Consider the following 22,268-nt stretch of genomic DNA (forward strand, 5'->3'; position numbering starts at 1 on the left):
ATCTCTGTCGCGCGGCCCCTTCCGCATTGGTGGAACACGTTCTACCGTGCCCCTCGATCCCAGGACGCTCCCATCACCGCCGTCGCGGCACACGTGAGAATCCAGGAGGGGCCGTGGACCTCGAATTCACCCCTGAGCAGCGGCGGTTGCGCGCCGAACTGCGGACCTACTTCACCGAGCTGGTCCCCGACAACGCCTACGCCCGCTACGCGGATCCCGCCGGGCAGAAGCGGTTCTACCGCGAGACCATCCGGCGCCTGGGCGCCGACCGCTGGCTGGGCGTCGGCTGGCCCCAGGAGTACGGCGGACGCGGTCTCGGCCCCGTCGAGCAGTTCATCTTCTTCGACGAGGCCGCCCAGGCGGGCGTACCGCTGCCCCTCATGGCGCTCAACACCGTCGGGCCCACCCTGATGCGGTACGGCACCGAGGAGCAGAAGGCGTACTTCCTGCCGAAGATCCTCTCCGGTGAGATCGACTTCGCCATCGGCTACAGCGAACCCGACGCCGGTACCGACCTCGCCTCGCTGAAGACCCGCGCGGTGCGCGAAGGCGACACCTACGTCGTCAACGGACAGAAGACCTGGACCACCAACGGCGACACCGCCGACTGGGTCTGGCTCGCGGTCCGCACCGACCCCGACGCCCGGCCCCACAAGGGCATCAGCATCCTGCTGGTACCGACCCGCGACCCCGGCTACTCCTGCACCCCCATCACCACCCTCGCCTCGCACGACACCACGTCCAGCTACTACGAGGACATCCGGGTGCCGGTGGACCGCCGGGTCGGCGAGGAGAACGAGGGCTGGCGCATGATCACCACCCAGCTCAACTATGAACGCGTCACCCTCGCCGCCCACGGCACCATGGCCATCCGCGCCCTGCGCGGCGTCCGGCAGTGGGCCGCCGACACCAAACTCGCCGACGGCCGCCGGGTGATCGATCTCGGCTGGGTACGCGCCCGGCTGGCCCGTACCCACGCCCGGCTGGACGCCATGAAACTGCTCAACTGGCAGATGGTGGACGCCCTCCAGCGCGAGACCCTGACCCCACAGGACGCCTCCGCCGTCAAGGTGTACGGCTCCGAGGCCCGCCGTGACGCCTACGCCTGGCTGATGGAGATCGTCGGCGCGGCGGGCCCCCTCAAGGAGGGCTCGGCGGGCGCGGTGCTCCACGGCGAACTGGAACGCGGCTACCGCAGCAGCGTGGTCTTCACCTTCGGCGGCGGCAACAACGAGGTCCAGCGGGAGATCATCTCCTGGATCGGACTGGGGATGCCGCGGGTGCGGCGCTGAGCCGATGTGACCACAGGGCTGAGAACTACCGGAGACGTGTCGCCGTGCGGACAAGGTCGGCGACGGCTCTGGACCGACTGTGCGGTGGCCAGGCGATCACGGTGGTGACGTTCGGCGCGTCCAGCACGGGCACGGCGGCGAGGTCACCGGGCAGTTGGGCCCGGCACGACTCCGGTGAGACCGCGCAAGCCCGGCCGAGCGCGACGAGCTGCAACAACTGCGCGAAGTCACGGACCCGCGGGCCGGGGCCGGGCAGGTAGGCGCCGTCCGGGCCAGGCCAACGTGGCAGCGGAAGGCCCGGCAGCCCGGTGATGTCGGCCATGTGCACATGGGTCCGGACAGTGAGCGGATGCCCGGCCGGCAGGACCACGACCTGGCCCTCCGTGCTGAGCTCTTCGGTGTCGAACCCGGCCGTCGAGTCGAACGGCCGGTGCAGTAGCGCCACATCGGCCCGGCCCTCGCGCAGAAGTCGTTCCTGCTCGGCCGGGCCGCACAGGATGACGTCGACGGCGGCCGCGCCGGGTTCGGCGGCGTACGCATCGAGCAGTTCCGCCAGCAGTTCGCGGGACGCGCTGGCTTTCGTCACCAGGACCAGGCCGGGACGCCCGGTCGCGGAAAGGGCGGCGTGGCGGGTCCGGCGCTCAGCGGCGTCGACCGCGCCGAGGGCCGCCCGGCCCTCGGTCATCAGCACCGAACCGGCCTCGGTCAGCGTGACGGTGCGGCTGGTCCGGTCCAGCAGCGTTACCCCGAGGCGGCGTTCGAGCTGCTGGATCGCCCGTGACAGGGGCGGCTGCGCGATCCCGAGCCGCTGCGCGGCGCGCCCGAAGTGCAGCTCTTCAGCGACAGCGATGAAATACCGCAGTTCCCGGGTCTCCACCCGGCCACGCTACCCCGGATCAATACCTGGACGGTATCGTTTCCCACCCTATCGGTCTTGGCCCCCCGCCGGAGTCCGAGGGCAGCATGGTCCCCATGAGTGAACGAACGATCGCGCTGGTCACCGGCGCGAACAAGGGAATCGGCTACGAGATCGCCGCGGGCCTTGGCGCCCTCGGCTGGAGCGTCGGAGTCGGCGCCCGCGACGATGAGCGTCGTAAGGCCGCAGTGGAGAGACTGCGCGCGGTCGGCGTCGACGCGTTCGGCGTACCACTGGACGTGACCGACGACGCGAGCGTCGTCGCCGCCGCACGGCTGATCGAGGAACAGGCCGGGCGCCTCGACGTGCTCGTCAACAACGCCGGCATCGCCGGCCGCATGCCGCAGGAGCCCACTCGGATCGATCCCGCCACCATCCGGACGGTCGTGGAGACCAACGTGATCGGCGTCATCCGCGTCACCAACACGATGATGCCGCTGCTGCGCCGCTCTCCTTCACCTCGGATCGTGAACATGTCCAGCAGTGTCGGCTCCCTCACCCTGCAGTCAGGAACCACTGCTGAGCAGAGGACGGGTCCGGTGGCCGTGGCGTACGCGCCGTCGAAGACGTTCCTGAACGCCGTCACCCTGCAGTACGCCCGGGAGCTGAGCGGCACGAACATCCTGATCAACGCCGGCTGCCCCGGCTACGTCGCGACCGACCTCAACGGCTTCCACGGTGTACGCACCCCCGAACAGGGCGCGGCGATCGCCATCGAACTTGCGACCCTGCCCGACGACGGCCCGACCGGCCAGTTCTTCGACGACGCGGGTGTAGTGCCCTGGTGATGTGCACAGCGGTCGTCACCCGCCGGGTGAGGCGGCTTCGTCCGCGTGTCTCCCACAGGTTCATCGACTGCGTCGGCCGCCCCGGCCGACGCTCCGGTGCCCGGGGCGGCAACGCTACTGGTTCCAACATGAATGGCAATTCACCGCAGGTTGCAAGCAGCGTGACCGTTTGGTTCCCGCTACCGCGTTCCGTCGCAACGGCTCCTCGACCGCTGTCAGTGCTTCGGCGAAGGTCTTGGCCTGGTGTTCCCTTCGTACGGCCCGTTGGTTTGGGGAGTAGGTCAGGAAGGCGCCGAAGAGGGCGATGCGCGTTCCTTCGCAAGCGCTCAGCCCTGTTGGTCCAGGTCAAGTGCTGGTCGTCGGGCTCACATCGACTGGGGCCGACGTGCCGAGGCGTCTTTTGCGGCGCGTCCACCACGCCTTGTCCATCACCCGACAGGATGACGGCCTCGTATGGGACGTCCCCAACGGCGTAGCGTTGATGGACCATCCATCTGGCAGGGGTGCCCATGCAGTACGGGAATGAGTCGATCGGCGATCGGATCGGTCGACTGCGTGAGCGGCGCGAGCTGACCCAAGAGCAACTCGCCGAGCACGCAGACGTATCGGTGGACACCGTGCGGAAGCTCGAGCAGAACCGACGGTTAACAGCGCGGCTTTCGACGCTGAACCAGCTCGCCCGCGCGCTGGATGTCGAGACCTCCGCACTGATCGGGCAGCCGGCTACATTTGAAGTGCGCTCCGATGGTGACACCCCCTCCGTGCTCGCACTGAGGCAGGCGGTATCACCACTGTCGGACCTGCTCGGTGAGGACCCCGACGCGGAGGACCCGCCGTCCGTGGGAGCACTGCGTGCCTCGCTTCGATCGATGGAGGTCATCCGTCGTGAGGGGCGTATGGGCTCGATCGGCTCTCTCCTGCCTCAGCTCATCCGCGACGCCCGCGTCGCATCCCGTGCTCATCACGGCAGTGACCAGGCGGCCGCGCAGGCCGTACTGGCTGAGGCGTACCAGGTGGCGGCGACCGCTCTTACCGCGTTGGGCAAGGAAGATGCGGCGTTCACCGCCATGGAGCGTGCCATTGAGGCGGCCAGGCGCTCCAATGACCCGCACCTCGAATCGATCGGTGCCTCTACCCTGGCATGGATCTTCACGAAGCAGGGACGGCTGGAGGACGCCGAGCGCGTAGCGCTGACGTATGCCGACAAGATCAACCCCGGTTTTCGCTCTCAGCCGGTTGACCTCTCCCTTTGGGGAATTCTGCTGCTTCGCGCGGCCACAGCGACCGTGCGTCAAGGAGAGGGCAAGTACGACAGGGTGGAGGAGTTGCTCAGGCTGTCGACGGGAGCCGCGGCAAGCATTGGGGTAGATCGCCTCGACTATGCCACTCCGTTCGGCCCTACCAATGTGGGTGTGGCGCGAGTGAATTTCCAGGTCGAGATGGGGAAGAGCGTGGAGGCGGTATCCACGGCCCGCGCGGTGCAGCACCTCGGCTCGCTTCCGCCGACGTGGCGGGCTCGGTTTCATGTGGACCGCGCCCTGGCGTACTCCGAGCTTCACCGGGACGAATCCGCCACCCGTGCTTTGCTGAAGGCTGAGGAGGAGGCGCCCGAGTGGATGAGGTACCACGGCACCGCGCGGCAGCTTGTGGCCGAACTCCGCAGCAGGGAGCGGCGTCGCGCGTCTCCGGTGACGCAACTGGCTGACCGGCTCCACCTGGACCAGTAGGGCGGTGTGTCCTACCTGGGCCGGAAAGTCGGACACCTCGTCACTGTCTGAACACGCCTGACATCCCTAAGTTGCGTGCCGCTGGACAGCGGTGCCGATCGTGAGTCCCCCAGGGGAGATCGGCACCGCCTCCGTTCGATACCAGGGGCTCGCATATGACGACCAGAACCATGCCGTGGCAACCGCCGTTCGCAGCGGACGTTGAACCGTTACCCGTGGGGAAGTGGTGGGACGCCGTCCGCGTCACGCCGGCCGTCGGGGAACGTGCCTTGAGCCTGCTCGGCGACGACACCGGTGCCGTCATCCAAGACAGCTACGGCACCTTCTACTGGCTCGTCGCCATCGGCTCCGCCGCCGGCTGGCACCTCCGCGGAAGCCGCGTCCTATGCGAACTGGCCGACGAAGTGACGTACCTCGGTGTACCCCCGGTCGACTGGACCGAGCCCTCCCACAAGGGCAACACCCACTGGCGCGTACCGATCGGCCCCGACCGGTACCTGACCGACGCCCGGCTGCTCCGGGAAGCTCTGGTCGCCGCGGACCACGCCGAACACGGCCCCCGCGTCGAAGGGCGCCAGCTCTGCGTCCGCTGTCAGCTGCCGACCGACGAACCGGTGCTCGTCGGTGCGGAAGGCGGCAGTATCGGCGGCGCCGTCTACGCCTGCGCCCGCCATGCCTCCGAGTACCGGCGGCACGACCCGGTGGTACTTCTCGAAGCGCTGCGCCGCGGCCCGGGCGTCTGATGGACGGGCGGCAGACCGTGGTCCTGCCCGCGGCCGAGGAGGAGTGGCGTGCGGCGATCGAGCACGCCGCGTGCTGCCCGGTGTGCCGGACGCCCGGGGCTGTGTGCGAGCCCGGCGAGGCCCTGCTCGCCGCGTACAACGCGGCCACCCGGCAGGCCCGGGAGCCCACCCCGTAGACCGGGGTGGGCCGCTGGGTGGCCTGGCCCCCGTACTGGACAGGCGGTCCCAGCGGTCCACGCTCCAGACCCCCGCCTGGCCACTGACGGAGCCGGACGGGATGTCGATGCAGGAACCGACCTGAGGAGGACGAATGATCCTGAGCAACTGCGACCACGAATGGGTGGGCTGGAGCGGCAAGAACCGCTGTCGCAAGTGCGGCGCCACCCAGTAGAAAAGAAGCCGGAAGGGGTGTCGGGCAACCGGCACCCCGATCCCGCACCCGAGGGAGAAAGCGTGATCGAGCGCATTGAGTGGGACGACCTTCCGGGCGAGTTCCGCACCGCGGTGGAGGATCGCACGGGAGCGGTGGCCGCAGCGGAGACCGTGGCGGAGGGCCTGAACTGCGCCGTCGCCCTGATTCTCACCACGGCAAACGGCACCCTCTTCCTCAAGGGCGTCCGCCACAGCGACGCGGACGGGATGGCGGCACTCCGCTGCGAGGAGCAGATCAACCCCACCGTCGGCGGTATCAGCCCCACCATCCGCCACCGGTTTGACGCCGGAGGCTGGCTGGCACTGGCTTTCACCTGTGTTCCCGGCCGGCACGCCGACCTCGGCCCCGGATCCGCGGATATGGACGCCGTCACCTTCACGCTCCAGCGCATGCAGAACCTGCCGACCCCCGGCTTCCCCATTCCGCGGTTGGCGGACCGGCTCGAGGATTTTCTCGAGCCCGGCGAGGCCGAGCGCCTGGCAGGGACCTGTCTGCTGCACACCGATACGAACCCGCACAACATTCTGATCAACAGCGATGCGGACAAGGCGTACGTGGTGGACTGGGCTATGCCCGCGATCGGCCCGGCCTGGGTGGACCCGGCCTACACCGCGGTGCGGCTCATGGAGTGCGAGCAGTCTCCGACCGAGGCTCTGGCGTGGTTGGGCAACTTCACGAGCTGGCGTCAGGCAGACGAGCAAGCGGTTCGGGCGTTCGTGATGGCCACCTGCCGGCACTGGACGGCAGCGGTCGGGGAGAAGGACGCGGAGCCGAGCAACCGCCGGTTTCGGCATCTGCTCGCATACGACTGGGCCGCGGCCACCAGGAAGCCGCCATCGCTGCAATGAACTCAGAGGGAGTCGTCATTCGGTGCTCCGCAACGCGTCGTGACCGATGGTGTGGTCCCACCAGGCGCCGAGGTCCGGCCCGCCGGGCCGGGGATAGCCTGGCCCGCAGGAGGTGGTGGTCATGGCGGCCCCGTTGTCCGGCTCCCACGGCGTCCACGGCACCGACGCGGGGCTGTACGGCCCGAGATCCGTGACATGGCAGCTCCATGGCGATCCCGTGATGTGGATCGCTGGGGTGCGCGCCCTGTACCTCCAGGCGCTGCATCCGCTCGCTGTCCGCGGGGTCACCCAGAACTCCGACTTCCGTGAGGACGCCTGGGGGCGGCTGCTCCGTACCGCGCGGTTCGTCGCCACCACCACCTACGGCACCACCGAGGCCGCCGAGCGCGCCGGGGCCCGGGTCCGCGGTATCCACCGCAGGCTCTCCCTGACCGATCCCGCCACCGGTGCCCGGCTCGGTGTCGACGAGCCCGAACTGCTGCTGTGGGTGCACTGTGCCGCGATCGACTCCTACCTCCAGGTGACCCGGCGCTCCGGCTATCCGCTCACCGATGCCCAGGCGGACGCTTACGTCGCGGAGAACACCGAGGCGGCCCGGCTGGTCGGGCTCGATCCGGCGGCGGTTCCCGGCAGCACCGGGGAGTTGGCCGCCTACTTCCGCGCGGTGCGCCCCCGGCTCGCCGCCACGCGCGAGGCGCGCGAGGTGGACGCCTTTCTGCGCCGGCCTCCGGTTCACGCCCTGCTGGTCCCGGCGCGCGAGGCGATCTGGGGGCGCTTCGCCGCGCTGGCCTATGCCTCCCTGCCCTCGTACGCCCACGCCCTGTACGGCCGTCCCGCACCCGCGCCCGCCGTCGTCACCCGGCGGTTGAGGGGGGCAGGCAGGGCGCTGCGCTGCATTCCGCCCAGGGTGCGCTGGCAGCTCCCGCCCAAACACATCCTGCGCGCCATGGAGCGGCTCGGTCCCGGTACGCGCCCCTCGCCCTACAAACTCCGCAGAAACGCGGCCATACTGGACAGCGGGGACGGGCCGGTCGCGGCGAGAGGCGCGAGCGGCATCCACGGGGGCGGTGGAAGGGAGCACCTTCCGCCGAAGGCAGGAGAAGAATGGCGGACACCAGGCTGATCAAGGGCCGGTACCGACTGCTCGATCTGATCGGGCGCGGGGGGATGGGCGAGGTGTGGCGGGCGCGGGACGAGGCGCTCGGCCGTCGCGTCGCCGTCAAGTGCCTCAAACCGCTGGGGCCGCGACACGACGAGGCGATCGGCGATGTGCTGCGGGAGCGGTTCCGGCGCGAGGCGCGGGTTGCCGCGGCGCTCCAGCACCGCGGGGTGACCGTGGTCCATGACTTCGGCGAGGACGAGGGCGTGCTCTTCCTCGTCATGGAGCTGCTGGAGGGGCGCGACCTCGGTCGGCTGCTGGAGGACAACGACCACCGGCCGCTGCCGGTGCCGGACGTCCTGGACATCGCCGGCCAGGTCGCCGCCGCCCTCGCCTACACCCATCAACAGGGCATCGTGCACCGCGATCTGAAACCGGCCAACATCATGCGGCTCGCCGACGGCGGGGTGAAGCTCTGCGACTTCGGCATCGCCCGCCCCGGTCACGGCATCGGTCCCACGTCCCGGCTCACCGGTACCGGTGTGGCCATGGGGACTCCGCACTACATGTCGCCCGAGCAGATCGTGGGCGGTGCCGTCGACCACCGCAGCGATCTGTACTCACTGGGCTGTGTGCTGTACGAACTGGCCACCGGGGCACCGCCGTTCGACCTCGGGGACGCGTGGGCGATCCTGGTCGGCCACCGGGACACCGCGCCCGTCCCGCTCCGGAGCCACCGCCCCGAGCTGCCCGACCGGTTCGAGCGGGTGGTGCTCGATCTGCTCGCCAAGGACCCGGAGTCCCGTCCCCGCGACGCCACCGACCTCGCCGAGCGGATCGCGGTGGCGCGGACCGTCCGGTTCCCGGTGGCCGGGGAGCGGGCCGTCCGGGTGCCGGGGCCCCGGCTTCCGGTCTGGGCCGAGCGGATGACCACCGGCTCCCCGGCGGGCGGCACGGCCGCCGGACGGTCCACCCCGCCGGATCCGCCCGCGGTGCTCACGGGTGCCTGGACCGGCCCCCGTTCCGTACTGTCGCCCGCTCCGCCGGTGGACCTCGCGGCGGCTGTCCCTTCGGGGGCCGTGGCAGCGCATCCGCCCGTGGCGCCGCTCCACACCCCGGCGCCGGAGGCCGTCCTGCGGCTCGCTGAGCGTCACCGGGCCGGACTGCGCCTGGGGCGGCTCGGCCGCTGGCGGGAGGCGGCCCGGCTGCACCGCGCGGTGGCCACCGAGCGCGAACGGCTGCTCGGCCCCGACCACCCCGACACCCTCGCCAGCCGCTACGAGATCGCCTTCGCCCTGGGCCGTCTGGACCACCCCGGCCAGGCGCTGCGCGGGTACGCCGAGGTCGCGGCGGCCCGTGAACGGGTGCTGGGCCCCGGCCACCCCGATACGCTCGCCGCCCGCCAGGAGACCGCGTTCACCCTCGGCCGCCTCGGCCACCACACCGAGGCCCACCGGATCTACGCCGCCGTGCTCACCATCCGTGAGCGGACCATGGGCGCCGACCACCCCGACACCCTGCGCTGCCGCCACAACCTCGCGTTCAACCTGGGGCGTCTGGGCCGCCATCAGGACGCCTACCGGATGGCGTGCGAGGTGGCCGCCGCGCGGGCCCGGGTGCTGGGCGCCGACCACCCCGACACCCTGGTCACCCGCTCGGAGGTGGCGTACGCCCTCGGGCGGCTCGACCGCTGGGAGGAGGCGCTGGGCGGCTACCGCGAGGTGGCCGATGCCCGGGCCCGGTCGCTCGGCCCGGACCACCCGGACACCTTCGCCGCCCGCTACGAGGTGGGCATCAGCCTCGGGCGGCTGCACCGCGCGGCGGAGGCGCTGACGGTCTACCGCGCCCTCGTCGCGGACCGCACCCGTGCCCAGGGCGCCGCGCATCCGGAGACCCTGCGCGCCCGGCATGGCCTCGGTGTCAACCTCGGCCGCCTCGGGCGCTGGACGGAGGCCCTCGCCGAGGCGCGCGAGGTACGGGCCCTGCGTGAGCGCACCCTCGGCCCGGACCATCCCGACACCCTGGTCAGCGAACGGGAGGTGGCCGTGGCGCTCGGCTGGCTGGGCCGCTGGTGGGACGCGCTGGCCGGATACCGCCGGGTCGCCCGGGTCCGGGCCCGGGTGCTGGGGCCCGACCACCCCGACACGGTGGCCGGCCGCGCCGATGAGTCCCACTGCCTGGAGCAACTGGGCCGCCGTCCCGCACCCATGGCCCCCCACCACCCCACGACCACCGAACACCGCGCCTACGGCTGACCACCACCGCCTGGGGGCGACGGATGGCCGGGCGCCCGCCGCGCCGGGAACGCTGAGGTCCCGGACCTCTGCCTCCGCGCCGCCGCGCCCCCGGCGGGGCGGTCTGGTCCCCGGCCGGGGGGCGTGCTAGGGAGAGGGCATGGCTCACCATGAGGCGTACGACGTCGTCATCGTCGGCGGCGGGCACAACGGGCTGGTCGCCGCCGCCTATCTCGCCCGCGCCGGACGCAGTGTGCTGGTGCTGGAACGTCTGGACCACACCGGGGGAGCGGCGGTGTCCACCCGGCCGTTCGCCGGGGTGGACGCGCGGCTCTCGCGCTACTCCTACCTGGTCAGCCTGTTGCCCCGGCGGATCGTGGACGACCTGGGGCTGCGCTTCGCGGTGCGCGGGCGCGCGGTGTCGTCGTACACCCCGGCCGTGCGCGACGGACGCCCGACCGGGCTGCTGGTGGACACCGCGGGCGGCGGGCGCACCCGGGAGGCGTTCGCGCGGCTGACCGGCTCCGACCGTGAGTTCACCGCGTGGCAGCGCTTCTACGGGATGACTCAGCGCGTCGCCGAACGGGTCTTCCCGACGCTGACCGAACCGCTGCCGACCCGGGAGGCGCTCCGGTCCCGGATCGCCGACGACGCGGCGTGGGAGGCGCTGTTCGAGCGGCCGGTCGGAGAGGCGATCGAGGACGCGTTCGAGGACGACCTGGTCCGTGGCGTGGTCCTCACCGACGCGCTGATCGGCACGTTCGCCCATGCCCACGATCCGTCGTTGCGTCAGAACCGCTGCTTCCTCTACCACGTGATCGGCGGCGGCACCGGCGACTGGGACGTACCGGTCGGCGGGATGGGCGCGCTCACCGACGCGCTCGCGGAGGCGGCCCGTGCGGCGGGCGCCCGGATCGAGACCGGGCGTGAGGTGACCGCGATCGCCACCGACGGCAGCGCGGCGGAGGTGAGCCACACGGGCGACACCGGCGAGGGCGTGGCCGCCGCCCGGTATGTGCTGGTGGGCGCCGCGCCACGGGAGCTGGCGCGGCTGCTGGGCGAGGACCCGCCCGCCCCGCCCGCCGAGGGAGCGCAGCTCAAGGTGAACATGCTGCTGCGGCGGCTGCCCGCGCTGCGCGATCCGGACGCCGATCCGCGCGAGGCATTCTCCGGGACGTTCCATATCGCCGAGGGGTACGGGGCGCTGGAGGACGCCTACCGGCAGGCCGCAGCGGGGGAGTTGCCGCGCCGTCCGCCGTCGGAGATCTACTGCCACTCGCTCACCGATCCGTCGATCCTGGGCCCGGATCTGGCGGCCCGGGGCTATCAGACGCTGACGCTGTTCGGACTGCACACCCCGGCCCGGCTGTTCGCCGAGGACCACGACGCGAGGCTCGCGACGCTGCTGGAGGCCACACTCGCGGAGCTCGACGGCCATCTCGCCGAGCCGCTGGCGGACTGTCTGGCCACCGACGCCGACGGGATGCCGTGTATCGAGGCCAAGAGTCCGCTGGACCTGGACCGTGAACTCCGGCTGCCCGGCGGCAACATCTTCCACCGGGACCTGGCCTTCCCCTACGCCCAGGAGGGCACCGGCCGCTGGGGCGTGGAGACCGGCCACGCCAATGTGCTGCTGTGCGGGGCGGGCGCGGTGCGCGGCGGCGGGGTGAGCGGGATCCCCGGGCACAACGCGGCCATGGCCGTGCTGGAGCGCTGAACACCGGGGTGCCACAGATCTGAAGCAGATCTGACGTTCCGTCAGAAAAACTCTTCCCTCGTCCGGTCCCCTGCGGCATCCTGCCGCCCATGAGAACGGAGCTGAGCACACGGCTGGGCGTGGAACACGCCATCTTCGGCTTCACCCCGTTCCCCGCCGTCGCCGCGGCGATCACCCGGGCCGGTGGCTTCGGGGTGCTCGGCGCGGTGCGCTACGGCGAGGCCGGGGAGCTGGCCCGCGATCTGGACTGGATGGAGCGGCACACCGACGGCCTGCCCTACGGTCTGGACGTGGTGATGCCCGCCCGCCAGGTGGCGGGGGTGAGCGAGGCGGACATCGAGGAGATGATCCCCGAGGGGCACCGCCGCTTCGTGGCGGACACCCTGGCCGGACACGGGGTGCCGGAGCTGCCCGAGGGCGAGGCATCCGGCTGGCGGATCACCGGCTGGCTGGAGAAGGTGGCCCGCAGCCAGCTCGACGTGGCCTTCGACTACCCCGTCAGACTGCTGGCGAACGCGCTCGGTTCACCGCCCGCCGATGTCATCGACCGCGCCCACGGCCACGGCATCCTGGTGGCCGCGCTCGCGGGCAGCGCCCGCCACGCCCGCCGTCACCAGGAGGCGGGGGTCGACATCGTCGTCGCGCAGGGCTACGAGGCGGGCGGCCACACCGGCGAGATCGCCACCATGGTGCTCACCCCCGAGGTGGTGCGCGCGGTGGATCCCCTGCCGGTGCTCGCGGCCGGCGGTATCGGCAGCGGTGAACAGGCCGCCGCCGGACTCGCGCTCGGCGCCCAGGGCGTCTGGCTGGGCTCGGTCTGGCTCACCACCGAGGAGGCCGGACTGCACTCGGCCGCCCTCACCCGGAAACTGCTGGCGGCCGGCTCGGGGGACACCGTGCGCTCCCGCGCGCTCACCGGTAAACCCGCCCGCCAGTTGCGCACCGCGTGGACCGACGCCTGGGAGGACCCGGAGGGACCGGACCCGCTGCCCATGCCGCTCCAGGGGCTGCTGGTCGCCGAGGCGGTCTCCCGCATCCAGAAGTACGAGGTGGAACCGCTGCTCGGCACCCCGGTCGGCCAGATCGTCGGCCGCATGGAGACCACCCGCAGCGTCCGGGCCGTCGTCGACGACCTGACCCGAGGATTCGAGCGTGCCATCGACCGCATCAACCGCATCGCCGGACGGGCGTGACCGGACGGGCGTGAGGAGGGCGAAGGACCGATGAGCGAGATTCCGCACGGCTTCTGGGCCCAGGCCGCACAGGAGCCGGACCGTACCGTCCTGGTGGCTCCCGACGGCGAGGAGTGGACCGCGGGCCGGTTGCACACCGCGTGCAACCGGCTGGTCGGCGGGTTGCGCGCGGCCGGGCTGCGGCGCGGTGACGCGTTCGCCGTCGTGCTGCCCAACGGGCCCGAGTTCCTCACCGCCGCGCTGGCCGCCACCCAGGCCGGGCTGTACCTCGTCCCCGTCAACCACCATCTGGTCGGCCCCGAGATCGCCTGGATCGTGGCCGACTCCGGCGCCAAGGTGCTGATCGCCCACGAACGGTACGCCGACCGCGCCACCGCCGCCGCGGACCAGGCCGGGCTGCCCGCCGAACGCCGCCACGCGGTGGGGCACATCGAGGGCTTCCGCCCGTACGCCGCCCTGCTCAACGGCCAGTCGGGGGAACCGCCCGCCGACCGTGAACTGGGCTGGGTGATGAACTACACCTCCGGCACCACCGGCCGCCCGCGCGGTATCCGGCGTCCGCTGACCGGAAAGCTCCCCGAGGAGAGCCACCTCGGCGGATTCCTCCGCATCTTCGGCATCGTGCCGCGCGCCGAGGAACCCGACCATGTACATCTGGTGTGCTCACCGCTCTACCACACCGCGGTCCTCCAGTTCGCGGCCTCCTCCCTGCATATCGGCCACCCCCTGGTGGTCATGGACCGCTGGACACCCGAGGAGATGCTGCGGCTGATCGCCGCCCATCGCTGCACCCATACCCATATGGTCCCCACCCAGTTCCACCGGCTGCTGGCCCTGCCCGAACAGGTGCGCCGCTCCTACGACGTGTCCTCGATGCGCCACGCCATCCATGGCGCCGCGCCCTGCCCCGACCACATCAAGCGCGCGATGATCGACTGGTGGGGACGGTGCGTGGAGGAGTACTACGCGGCGAGCGAGGGCGGGGGCGCCTTCGCCACCGCCGAGGACTGGCTCAAGAAGCCCGGCACCGTGGGCAGACCGTGGCCCATCAGCGAACTGGCCGTCTTCGACGACGACGGTGAGCGGCTCCCGGCCGGTGCGGTCGGCACCGTCTACATGAAGATGAGCACCGGTGGCTTCTCCTACCACCAGGACGAGGGGAAGACCCGCAAGAACCGCATCGGTGACTACTTCACCGTGGGTGACCTCGGCCTCCTCGACGAGGACGGCTATCTCTTCCTGCGCGACCGCAAGATCGACATGATCATCTCCGGCGGGGTCAACATCTACCCGGCCGAGATAGAGGCCGCGCTGCTCACCCATCCCGCCGTGGCCGACGCGGCCGTCTTCGGCGTTCCGCACGACGACTGGGGCGAGGAGGTCAAGGCGGTCGTCGAACCCTCCGAGGGGCATGCACCGGTCCCCGCGCTCGCCGAGGAACTGCTCACCCACTGCGCCCAGCGGCTCGCGGGCTTCAAACGCCCCCGGTCCGTGGAGTTCATCGCCGAGATGCCGCGCGACCCCAACGGCAAGCTCTACAAGCGGCGGCTGCGGGAGCCGTACTGGGAAGGTCGTGAGCGACCCATGTAACCATGGGTAAAGCAGCCGTATCCTCTGCCCCATGCACACACTTGACAGCGTCGAGGTGGACGGGATCGAGCTGGTGTACCGGGTGTGGGGCGCGGCGGGCGCCCCGCCGGTCCTGCTGCTGCACGGTCTCGGCGAGGGCGGCGTCGACTGGCTCACCGTCGCGCCGCGGCTCGCCGAGGGCCGCCGGGTGTACGCGCTCGACCTGCGGGGCCACGGGACGAGCGACTGGCCGGGGGAGTACGCGCTCGGGCCGGTGCGGGACGATGTCGCCGGCTTCCTGGCCGCCCTCGGTCTGACCTCCGTCACCGTGATCGGACACTCCTACGGCGGGGTGGTCGCCTACCTCCTCGCCCAGCGCCATCCGCACCTGGTGGAACGGCTGGTGCTGGAGGACGCCCCGCCCCTGCTGCCCCAGGACCCACCGCTCCCGGTGCCGCCGCGCCCCGCGGGGCGGCTGGTCTTCGACTGGGCCGTGAAGACCCAGTTCACCGAGGCCCGCAACGCCCCCGACCCGGCCTGGACGGAGGGGCTTTCGGCCATCACCGCCCCGACCCTGGTGATCGGCGGCGGACCGGCCAGCCACATCCCGCAGTCGCTGCTGGCCGATATGGCCGAGCGGATACCCGACTGCCGTCTGGTGACCATCGACGCGGGTCATCTCGTCCACCAGGAGCGTCCGGAGGAGTTCCTGGCCGCCGTCGGCGCGTTCCTGGAACCGTGACGGCGTGCCGGGACAATGGCGTCGAGTCCCCTGCCGAGGAGGTCCTTCCGTGCGACCGTTCCCGTCCGCCCCGCGCCGCGCGCTCATCGCGGCCGTCACCACCGCACTGCTGGCCACGGGCGTCACGGGTGCCACCGGCGCCGTCGCGGCCCCGGCCGCCACCGCGCGGGACCGTACCGCCGCCGCACCGTCCCGGCTGCTGCCGCTGGTGGAGCGGTCCGCCGAGCGGCTGCTGACCGCGGACGAGGTGGCCGCCGCCAAATGGGGTACGGACAGCCCGGTGGACGACCCCGCGCGGGAGCGGCAGGTGCTGGAGGACGTGGCCCGCCAGGCCACGGAGCTGGGCGGTGACCCGGCCGCGACGGTACGGATCTTCCGCGACCAGATCGAGGCGAACAAGGTGGTGCAGCGCGCCCTCCTCCGCCGCTGGGACGCCGATCCCTCGCGGGCGCCCGCCGAACGCCCCGATCTCTCCCGGGTCCGGCGGGAGATCAACCGGATCAACGGCGAACTGGTGCGTGCCATCGCCGACTCGGCCGCCGCACGCACCGCCCCCTCGTGTGCGGGACGGCTGGCCGCCGGGGCGCTGGCCACGGTCCGGGAGAAGCGGCTGGACGTCCTGCACACGGCCGCCCTGGCGCGGGCCCTGCCGTCGGTGTGCGCAGACGGGACGACCGCCACCCGCTGAGCGGGACCCCTCAGCCGCCGGACGGCGTCGCGGCGGCGGCCGTCGCCCGCGCCCAGCGGTAGTCGGCCTTGCCGCTGGGGGAGCGCTGGATCCGGTCGGTGAAGACGACGGTGCGGGGGATCTTGTAGCCGGCGAGCCGGGCGCGGCAGTGCTCCCTGACCGCGTCGGCGGTCAGCGAGGTCACCCCCTCCCGGGGCTGGACGACGGCCGCCACGCGCTGGCCCCAGCGCTCGTCCGGAACGCCCGCCACCAGTGCGTCGTACACGTCCGGATGGGCCTTGAGGGCCTGTTCGACCTCTTCCGGATAGACCTTCTCACCACCGGTGTTGACGCACTGGGAGCCACGGCCCAGGACCGTGACCACACCGTCCTCGTCGACCGTCGCCATGTCCCCGAGCAGCACCCAGCGTTCCCCGCGCACCGCGAAAAAGGTCTCGGCGGTCTTCTTGGGGTCGTTGTAGTAGCCGAGCGGGACATGGCCGCGCTGGGCGAGACGGCCGGGCACACCAGGCGCCGCGGGCTCCAGTGTCACCGGATCGACCACGGCGGTACGGGAGTTGACCCGCAGCCGGAAGCCCTTCTCGGGACCGGAGTCCTCGGTGGCCGTGCCGTTGAAGCCGGACTCCGAGGAACCGAAGTTGTTGAGCAGCATCGCGTGCGGCACCAGTTCGGCGAACCGGGCGCGCACGGTGTCCGACAGGATCGCCCCCGAACTGCTGACGGCGATGAGCGAGGAGCGGTCGAGGTCCCCGAGAGGGCCGCTCAGCGCGTCGATCAGCGGACGCAGCATCGCGTCACCCACCAGCGAGACACTGGTGACCCGCTCCTTCGCGATGGTCCTCAGCACCTCCTCGGGGGCGAACCTGCGGTGCAGGACCACCTTCTGGCCGAAGTGGAAGGCGATGAACGCGGTGAGGGTGGAGGTGCCGTGCATCAGCGGCGGGGTGGGGAAGAAGACCAGCCCCTCGCCGCCCGCCGCCACCCGCTCGGCCAGCTCCTCCGGGCGGCTGACGGGCTCCCCGGTGGGCGCGCCACCGCCGAGCCCGGAGAAGAACAGGTCCTCCTGGCGCCACATCACCCCCTTGGGCAGTCCGGTGGTGCCGCCGGTGTAGATGATGAAGCGGTCGTCCGCGGAGCGCGGACCGAAGCCACGGGCCGCGGAACCGGCCGTCTCGGCGTCGGTGAACCGCACCGCCGACGCGGGACCCGGATGGCCGTCGTCGCCGACCCGCAGGAGGTGGCGCAGGGTCTCGGCGCGCGGTGCCGCAGCGGCCACCCGCTCGCCGAACTCGGCGTCGAAGACCAGGGCGGCCAGATCGGCGTCCCGGTAGAGATGAACCAACTCCTCCTCGGTGTAGCGGTAGTTGACGTTCACCGGTACGGCGCGGATCTTCAGACAGGCCAGTGTGGTCTGGAGATATTCCACCCCGTTGTAGAGATGGAGACCCACGTGCTCACCGGGGCGTATCCCGCTGTCCCGCAGGTGGTGGCCGATCCGGTTGGCCGCCTCGTCGAGGCCCGCGTAGGTCAGCCGCCGCTCCCGTCCGGTGCCGGGGTGGTCGAGGTGGACCAGGGCCTCGCGGCCGGGCACCGTATCGGCGACCGACTCGAACAGGTCGGCAAGGTTGTACTCCACGGGCTCCTCCTGACCTGGCATCGGGCGGGCTCGGCGCTCATTACAGTCCCGCGGGGGAGAGGTGGGAAGGGCCACGGCGAAGAAATCTGACGAGACGTCAGCTAACTCTTGAAGTCGCTCCCCGGCTCCTGCAACCTGTTGGCGTCGAGACGGGAGGACTGCCGTGACAAGCGGGACCGAACACCTCGTGGTGGAGCGTGTGGGCGCCACGCTCGTACTCACCCTCAACCGCCCCGAGGCCAGGAACGCCCTCTCGCTGCCGATGCTGGTGGGGCTGTACGACGGCTGGCTGGAGGCCGACGCTGACGACACCGTGCGCTCGGTGGTGCTCACCGGCGCGGGCGGTGTGTTCTGCGCCGGAATGGACCTCAAGGCGCTCGCGGGCGGCGGCCGGATGGCCGGCGACCACTACCGCGACCGCCTGAAGGACGACCCCGACCTCCACTGGAAGGCCATGCTGCGCCACCACCGGCCGCGCAAACCGGTGATCGCCGCCGTCGAGGGCCACTGTGTGGCGGGCGGCACCGAGATCCTCCAGGGCACCGACATCCGCGTCGCCGGGCGCGGCGCCACCTTCGGCCTCTACGAGGTGCGCCGCGGACTCTTCCCCATCGGCGGCTCCACGGTGCGGCTGGCCCGGCAGGTGCCGCACACCCACGCCCTGGAGATGCTGCTCACCGGACGGCCCTACCCCGCCGAGGAGGCCGCGCGGATCGGGCTGATCGGCCATGTCGTCGAGGACGGCACAGCACTGGACAAGGCGCTGGAGATCGCCGGGCTGATCAACGCCAACGGTCCGCTGGCGGTCGAGGCGGTCAAGGCATCCGTCTACGAGACCGCCGGGATGACCGAGGCCGAGGGCTTGCGGTCCGAACTCGAGCGCGGCTGGCCGGTCTTCGACACCGCCGACGCCAAGGAGGGCTCCCGCGCCTTCGCCGAGAAGCGGCCGCCGGTCTACCGGCGGGCCTGATCCGCCGCCGCGCACACCCCGCGCACCCGACCGGTCCGCATCCGCCGGACAGAAGGAGACCCCACCCATGACCCCGGCTCCCTCCTCCTCCGAGGCCCTCCGGGCCCCCCTGGTCGTCGAGTTCCCCTTCACCCGCTCCCTCGGACCGGTCCAGAGCGACTTCCTCACCGGGCTGCGTGAACGCACCGTGCTCGGGGTCCGCACCACCGACGGCCGGGTGCTCGTCCCGCCCGTCGAGTACGACCCGGTCACCGCCGCGGAACTGCGCGACCTGGTCGAGGTCGCCCCCACCGGCACCGTCACCACTTGGGCCTGGAACCCCTCCCCGAGCCGCGGCCAGCCCCTGGACACCCCCTTCGCCTGGGTGCTCGTCCGGCTCGACGGCGCCGACACCGCCCTGCTGCACGCCCTCGACGCACCCGGACCCGAGGCGGTGCGCACCGGGATGCGGGTGCGGATCCGCTGGGCCGAGCGGCGCACCGGCGCCATCACCGACATCGCCTGCTTCACCCCGGACGGGGACGCCGCCGCTCCCGCGGCCGGACCCGCCCCGCACAGCGGTGAGTTCACCGAGCCCGTACGCGGCATCGTGGCACCCGCGCGGCTGGACTACACCTACGCGCCCGGCCGCGCTCAGACCCGCTTCCTCGCCGCCCTCGCCGGACGCAGGACCGTCGGGGAGCGCTGCCCCTCCTGCCGGAAGGTGTATGTCCCGCCCCGGGGTGCCTGCCCCACCTGCGGGGTCGCCACCGCCGAACAGGTCGAGGTCGGCCCGCACGGCACCGTCACCACCTTCTGCATCGTGAACATCAAGGCCAAGAACCTGGACATCGAGGTGCCGTACGTCTACGCGCACATCGCCCTGGACGGCGCCGGGCTCGCCCTCCACGGCCGGATCGCGGGCATCCCCTACGACCAGGTGCGGATGGGACTGCGGGTGACGCCGGTGTGGACCGAGGACGGCCGCTACCCCGACCACTACCGGCCCACCGGCGAACCCGACGCCGACTACGACACCTACAAGGAGCTGTTGTAGATGCGCGAGGTTGCCATCGTCGCCTTCGCCCAGAGCGACCACCGGCCCGACACCTCGGACGTCTCCGAGGTGGAGATGCTGATGCCCGTCCTGCGCCGGGTGCTGGACGACGTCGGACTCACCGCCGGGGAGATCGGCTTCACCTGCTCCGGCTCCTCCGACTACCTCGCGGGCCGCGCCTTCTCGTTCACCATGGCCCTGGACGGCGTGGGAGCCTGGCCGCCGATCTCCGAGTCCCATGTGGAGATGGACGGCGCCTGGGCGCTGCACGAGGCGTGGACCAAGCTGCTGACCGGCGAGGCCGACACCGCGCTGGTGTACTCCTACGGCAAGTCCTCGCCCGGTGATCTGCGCGAGGTGCTGACCCGTCAGCTCGATCCGTACTACCTGGCGCCCTTGTGGCCGGACTCGGTCTCCCTGGCCGCCCTCCAGGCCCAGGCGCTCATCGACGCGGGCGAGACCGACGAACGCGCGCTGGCCGGGGTCGCCCACCGCAGCCGGACCGCAGCCGAGGCCAACCCGCACGCCCAGCTCTCCGGTTCGGCCGCGCCCGGACCGCTGCTGGACACCCCCTACCTGGTCCGTCCGCTGCGCCGCCACGACTGTCCGCCGATCGGTGACGGCGCGGCGGCCGTGGTGCTCGCCGCCGGGGACACCGCCCGCGGACTGTGCCCCCGCCCCGCCTGGATCCGCGGGATCGACCACCGGGTCGAACCGCACGCCCTGGGCGTACGCGAACTCACCCGCTCCCCGTCCACCCGGCTGGCCGCCGAGCGCGCGGGCGCCTTCGACGCGCCCGTGGACACCGCGGAACTGCATGCGCCGTTCACCTCGCAGGAGGTGCTCCTCCGCCGTGAGCTGCGGCTCGGCGCGGACGTCCGGGTCAATCCGTCCGGCGGCGCGCTCGCCGCCAACCCCATGATGGCCGCGGGGCTGATCCGGCTCGGGGAGGCCGCCGCCGCCATCCACCGCGGTGGCTCCGACCGGGCCCTGGCCCACGCCACCTCGGGCCCCTGCCTCCAGCAGAACCTGGTGGCGGTCCTGGAAGGAGAGCCGAGTTGAGCAAGGAGCCGGTGGCCGTCGTCGGAGTCGGCCAGACCCAGCACACCGCGGCCCGCCGGGACGTCTCACTCGCCGGACTGGTCCGCGAGGCGGCCCTGCGCGCCCTGGAGGACGCCGAGTTGACGTGGGCGGACATCGACGCCGTGGTCATCGGCAAGGCCCCGGACTTCTTCGAGGGCGTCATGATGCCGGAGCTGTACCTCGCCGACGCGCTCGGTGCGGTCGGCAAACCCCTGCTGCGCGTGCACACCGCGGGCTCGGTCGGCGGCTCCACCGCACTGGTGGCCGCCACCCAGGTGGCCGCCCGGATCCACCGGACCGTGCTCACCCTCGCCTTCGAGAAGCAGTCCGAGTCCAACGCCATGTGGGGGCTGTCCCTGCCGGTGCCGTTCCAGCAGCCGCTGCTGGCCGGGGCGGGCGGCTTCTTCGCACCCCATGTGCGGGCCTATATGCGGCGCACCGGCGCGCCCGCCGGGACCGGCGCCCTCGTGGCCTACAAGGACCGCCGTAACGCGCTGCGCAACCCCTACGCGCATCTGCATGAACGCGGGCTCACCCTGGAGAAGGTGCGGTCCTCGCCCATGCTGTGGGACCCCATCCGCTACTCCGAGACCTGCCCGTCCTCCGACGGTGCCTGCGCCATGGTGCTCACCGACCGCGCCGGGGCCGCCCGTGCCCCGCGTCCCTGTGCCTGGATGCACGGCGGAGCCATGCGCAGCGAACCCACCCTCTTCGCGGGCAAGGACTGCGTCTCCCCGCGGGCGGGGCGGGACTGCGCTGCCGATGTCTACCGGCAGGCCGGGATCACCGATCCGCGCCGTCAGATCGACGCCGTCGAGATGTATGTGCCGTTCAGCTGGTACGAGCCGATGTGGCTGGAGAACCTGGGCTTCGCCGCCGAGGGCGAGGGCTGGAAGCTGGTGGAGTCCGGGATCACCGAACTCGACGGCGAACTGCCGGTCAACCCCTCGGGCGGAGTGCTCTCCACCAACCCCATCGGGGCCTCCGGCATGATCCGCTTCGCCGAGGCAGCGCTCCAGGTGCGCGGTGAGGCCGGGGAACACCAGGTCGAAGGCGCCCGCACGGCACTGGGCCACGCCTACGGCGGGGGGTCCCAGTTCTTCGCCATGTGGGTGGTGGGGGACGCGCCGCCGACCGGGTGAGCGTACTTCTTTCGTGGCCTGTGCGGCACCGGCCACGATCGCTAGGGTGGAGCGCGGACGACGATCCGGGAGGAGCCAGGCCGTGGCCGAGATCACCACCACCGAACATCCCCTCACCTCCGGCTGGGAGAAGCCCGACCTCGATCTGACGGGCGCCCAGTGGCGCTCCGGCAGTCAGGGGGTGGGCGATGTGGAGATCGCCTTCGTGGAGGGGTTCATCGCGATGCGCCACGGCCGGCGCACCGAGGACTCGGCGCTGATCTTCACCCCGGCCGAGTGGCGCGCCTTCGTGGTGGGCGCGCGGGACGGGGAGTTCGACCTCACGTAAGAGCTGAGCCCGAAACCGTCGGCCGGGGCGCCCCGCGACACGCGGGGGGGCCCGCCCGCCGCCGGGGGGGCCCGCCCGGTACGG

The 22,268-nt window shown here is 72.0% G+C and carries 20 protein-coding genes; 18 read left to right on the forward strand and 2 right to left on the reverse strand.

Going from position 1 to position 22,268, the window contains the following annotated elements; genetic code table 11:
- The first annotated feature begins 113 nt into the window (after window positions 1-113).
- A complete protein-coding gene (locus NMK44_RS26420; protein ID WP_254747422.1) occupies window positions 114-1,292 on the forward strand; it encodes an acyl-CoA dehydrogenase family protein in 1,179 nt (392 codons plus the stop codon).
- 25 nt (window positions 1,293-1,317) lie between these two features.
- On the opposite strand, the gene NMK44_RS26425 is transcribed toward NMK44_RS26420, so the two are convergent.
- On the reverse strand, window positions 1,318-2,169 hold the full coding sequence (locus tag NMK44_RS26425; RefSeq protein WP_254747424.1) for a LysR family transcriptional regulator: 852 nt from the start codon (window positions 2,167-2,169) through the stop codon (window positions 1,318-1,320).
- Window positions 2,170-2,264: 95 nt separating this feature from the next.
- Here NMK44_RS26425 and NMK44_RS26430 point away from each other — a divergent pair, with 95 nt between their 5' ends.
- The 12 genes from NMK44_RS26430 to NMK44_RS26485 all read left to right on the forward strand — a co-directional run bounded on the left by NMK44_RS26430 (window position 2,265) and on the right by NMK44_RS26485 (window position 15,989).
- Window positions 2,265-2,996 (forward strand): SDR family oxidoreductase, encoded by a 732-nt coding sequence (locus NMK44_RS26430; RefSeq protein WP_254747426.1) that lies wholly within the window; start codon window positions 2,265-2,267, stop codon window positions 2,994-2,996.
- Between the two features lie 509 nt (window positions 2,997-3,505).
- On the forward strand, window positions 3,506-4,723 hold the full coding sequence (locus NMK44_RS26435; protein ID WP_254747428.1) for a helix-turn-helix domain-containing protein: 1,218 nt from the start codon (window positions 3,506-3,508) through the stop codon (window positions 4,721-4,723).
- A gap of 269 nt (window positions 4,724-4,992) precedes the next feature.
- Window positions 4,993-5,466 (forward strand): hypothetical protein, encoded by a 474-nt coding sequence (locus NMK44_RS26440; RefSeq protein WP_308358564.1) that lies wholly within the window; start codon window positions 4,993-4,995, stop codon window positions 5,464-5,466.
- Complete coding sequence (locus NMK44_RS26445) at window positions 5,466-5,642, forward strand: hypothetical protein (protein WP_254747432.1); 177 nt, start codon at window positions 5,466-5,468, stop codon at window positions 5,640-5,642. Before NMK44_RS26440 ends, NMK44_RS26445 begins: the two co-directional genes overlap by 1 nt.
- Before the next feature lie 277 nt (window positions 5,643-5,919).
- Complete coding sequence (locus NMK44_RS26450; RefSeq protein WP_254747434.1) at window positions 5,920-6,747, forward strand: phosphotransferase family protein; 828 nt, start codon at window positions 5,920-5,922, stop codon at window positions 6,745-6,747.
- A 121-nt stretch (window positions 6,748-6,868) separates the two neighbouring features.
- Window positions 6,869-7,870, forward strand: a complete 1,002-nt coding sequence (locus NMK44_RS26455) for an oxygenase MpaB family protein (protein WP_254747436.1) — start codon at window positions 6,869-6,871, stop codon at window positions 7,868-7,870.
- Window positions 7,852-10,101, forward strand: coding sequence for a serine/threonine-protein kinase (locus tag NMK44_RS26460; RefSeq protein WP_254747438.1), 2,250 nt, complete (start codon window positions 7,852-7,854; stop codon window positions 10,099-10,101). Before NMK44_RS26455 ends, NMK44_RS26460 begins: the two co-directional genes overlap by 19 nt.
- Window positions 10,102-10,240: 139 nt before the next feature.
- Window positions 10,241-11,797, forward strand: a complete 1,557-nt coding sequence (locus NMK44_RS26465) for a phytoene desaturase family protein (protein ID WP_254747440.1) — start codon at window positions 10,241-10,243, stop codon at window positions 11,795-11,797.
- An 89-nt stretch (window positions 11,798-11,886) separates the two neighbouring features.
- A complete protein-coding gene (locus NMK44_RS26470; RefSeq protein WP_254747442.1) occupies window positions 11,887-12,990 on the forward strand; it encodes an NAD(P)H-dependent flavin oxidoreductase in 1,104 nt (367 codons plus the stop codon).
- A gap of 30 nt (window positions 12,991-13,020) precedes the next feature.
- Window positions 13,021-14,580: an acyl-CoA synthetase gene (locus NMK44_RS26475; RefSeq protein WP_254747444.1), complete on the forward strand. Its 1,560-nt coding sequence runs from the start codon at window positions 13,021-13,023 to the stop codon at window positions 14,578-14,580.
- A 31-nt stretch (window positions 14,581-14,611) separates the two neighbouring features.
- Window positions 14,612-15,301: an alpha/beta fold hydrolase gene (locus tag NMK44_RS26480; protein WP_254747446.1), complete on the forward strand. Its 690-nt coding sequence runs from the start codon at window positions 14,612-14,614 to the stop codon at window positions 15,299-15,301.
- 49 nt (window positions 15,302-15,350) lie between these two features.
- A complete protein-coding gene (locus NMK44_RS26485; protein WP_254747448.1) occupies window positions 15,351-15,989 on the forward strand; it encodes a chorismate mutase in 639 nt (212 codons plus the stop codon).
- A gap of 10 nt (window positions 15,990-15,999) precedes the next feature.
- Here NMK44_RS26485 and NMK44_RS26490 read toward each other — a convergent pair whose 3' ends face one another.
- Complete coding sequence (locus NMK44_RS26490; RefSeq protein WP_254747450.1) at window positions 16,000-17,625, reverse strand: acyl-CoA synthetase; 1,626 nt, start codon at window positions 17,623-17,625, stop codon at window positions 16,000-16,002.
- Between the two features lie 163 nt (window positions 17,626-17,788).
- Here NMK44_RS26490 and NMK44_RS26495 point away from each other — a divergent pair, with 163 nt between their 5' ends.
- From NMK44_RS26495 to NMK44_RS26515, 5 genes are all read left to right on the forward strand, one after another.
- Window positions 17,789-18,595, forward strand: a complete 807-nt coding sequence (locus tag NMK44_RS26495) for a crotonase/enoyl-CoA hydratase family protein (RefSeq protein WP_254747452.1) — start codon at window positions 17,789-17,791, stop codon at window positions 18,593-18,595.
- Window positions 18,596-18,662: 67 nt separating this feature from the next.
- Window positions 18,663-19,631, forward strand: a complete 969-nt coding sequence (locus NMK44_RS26500) for a Zn-ribbon domain-containing OB-fold protein (protein WP_254747454.1) — start codon at window positions 18,663-18,665, stop codon at window positions 19,629-19,631.
- Complete coding sequence (locus NMK44_RS26505) at window positions 19,632-20,693, forward strand: thiolase family protein (RefSeq protein WP_254747456.1); 1,062 nt, start codon at window positions 19,632-19,634, stop codon at window positions 20,691-20,693.
- Window positions 20,690-21,856: a thiolase family protein gene (locus NMK44_RS26510; protein ID WP_254747458.1), complete on the forward strand. Its 1,167-nt coding sequence runs from the start codon at window positions 20,690-20,692 to the stop codon at window positions 21,854-21,856. The genes NMK44_RS26505 and NMK44_RS26510 overlap by 4 nt, the downstream gene beginning before the upstream one ends.
- Window positions 21,857-21,938: 82 nt before the next feature.
- Window positions 21,939-22,184 carry a DUF397 domain-containing protein gene (locus tag NMK44_RS26515; RefSeq protein WP_254747460.1) on the forward strand — a complete coding sequence of 82 codons (246 nt, stop codon included), beginning with the start codon at window positions 21,939-21,941 and terminating at the stop codon, window positions 22,182-22,184.
- Window positions 22,185-22,268 lie beyond the last annotated feature (84 nt).

Origin of the sequence: Streptomyces cucumeris, assembly GCF_024295805.1 — a bacterium.
Lineage (GTDB): Bacteria > Actinomycetota > Actinomycetes > Streptomycetales > Streptomycetaceae > Streptomyces > Streptomyces cucumeris.

Coding starts and splice junctions, on each gene's coding strand:
- NMK44_RS26475 (WP_254747444.1), top strand. CDS start 13,021: ATGAGCGAGATTCCGCACGGCTTCTGGGCCCAGGCCGCACAGGAGCCG.
- NMK44_RS26505 (WP_254747456.1), top strand. CDS start 19,632: ATGCGCGAGGTTGCCATCGTCGCCTTCGCCCAGAGCGACCACCGGCCC.
- NMK44_RS26435 (WP_254747428.1), top strand. CDS start 3,506: ATGCAGTACGGGAATGAGTCGATCGGCGATCGGATCGGTCGACTGCGT.
- NMK44_RS26460 (WP_254747438.1), top strand. CDS start 7,852: ATGGCGGACACCAGGCTGATCAAGGGCCGGTACCGACTGCTCGATCTG.
- NMK44_RS26480 (WP_254747446.1), top strand. CDS start 14,612: ATGCACACACTTGACAGCGTCGAGGTGGACGGGATCGAGCTGGTGTAC.
- NMK44_RS26445 (WP_254747432.1), top strand. CDS start 5,466: ATGGACGGGCGGCAGACCGTGGTCCTGCCCGCGGCCGAGGAGGAGTGG.
- NMK44_RS26455 (WP_254747436.1), top strand. CDS start 6,869: ATGGCGGCCCCGTTGTCCGGCTCCCACGGCGTCCACGGCACCGACGCG.
- NMK44_RS26500 (WP_254747454.1), top strand. CDS start 18,663: ATGACCCCGGCTCCCTCCTCCTCCGAGGCCCTCCGGGCCCCCCTGGTC.
- NMK44_RS26470 (WP_254747442.1), top strand. CDS start 11,887: ATGAGAACGGAGCTGAGCACACGGCTGGGCGTGGAACACGCCATCTTC.
- NMK44_RS26465 (WP_254747440.1), top strand. CDS start 10,241: ATGGCTCACCATGAGGCGTACGACGTCGTCATCGTCGGCGGCGGGCAC.
- NMK44_RS26430 (WP_254747426.1), top strand. CDS start 2,265: ATGAGTGAACGAACGATCGCGCTGGTCACCGGCGCGAACAAGGGAATC.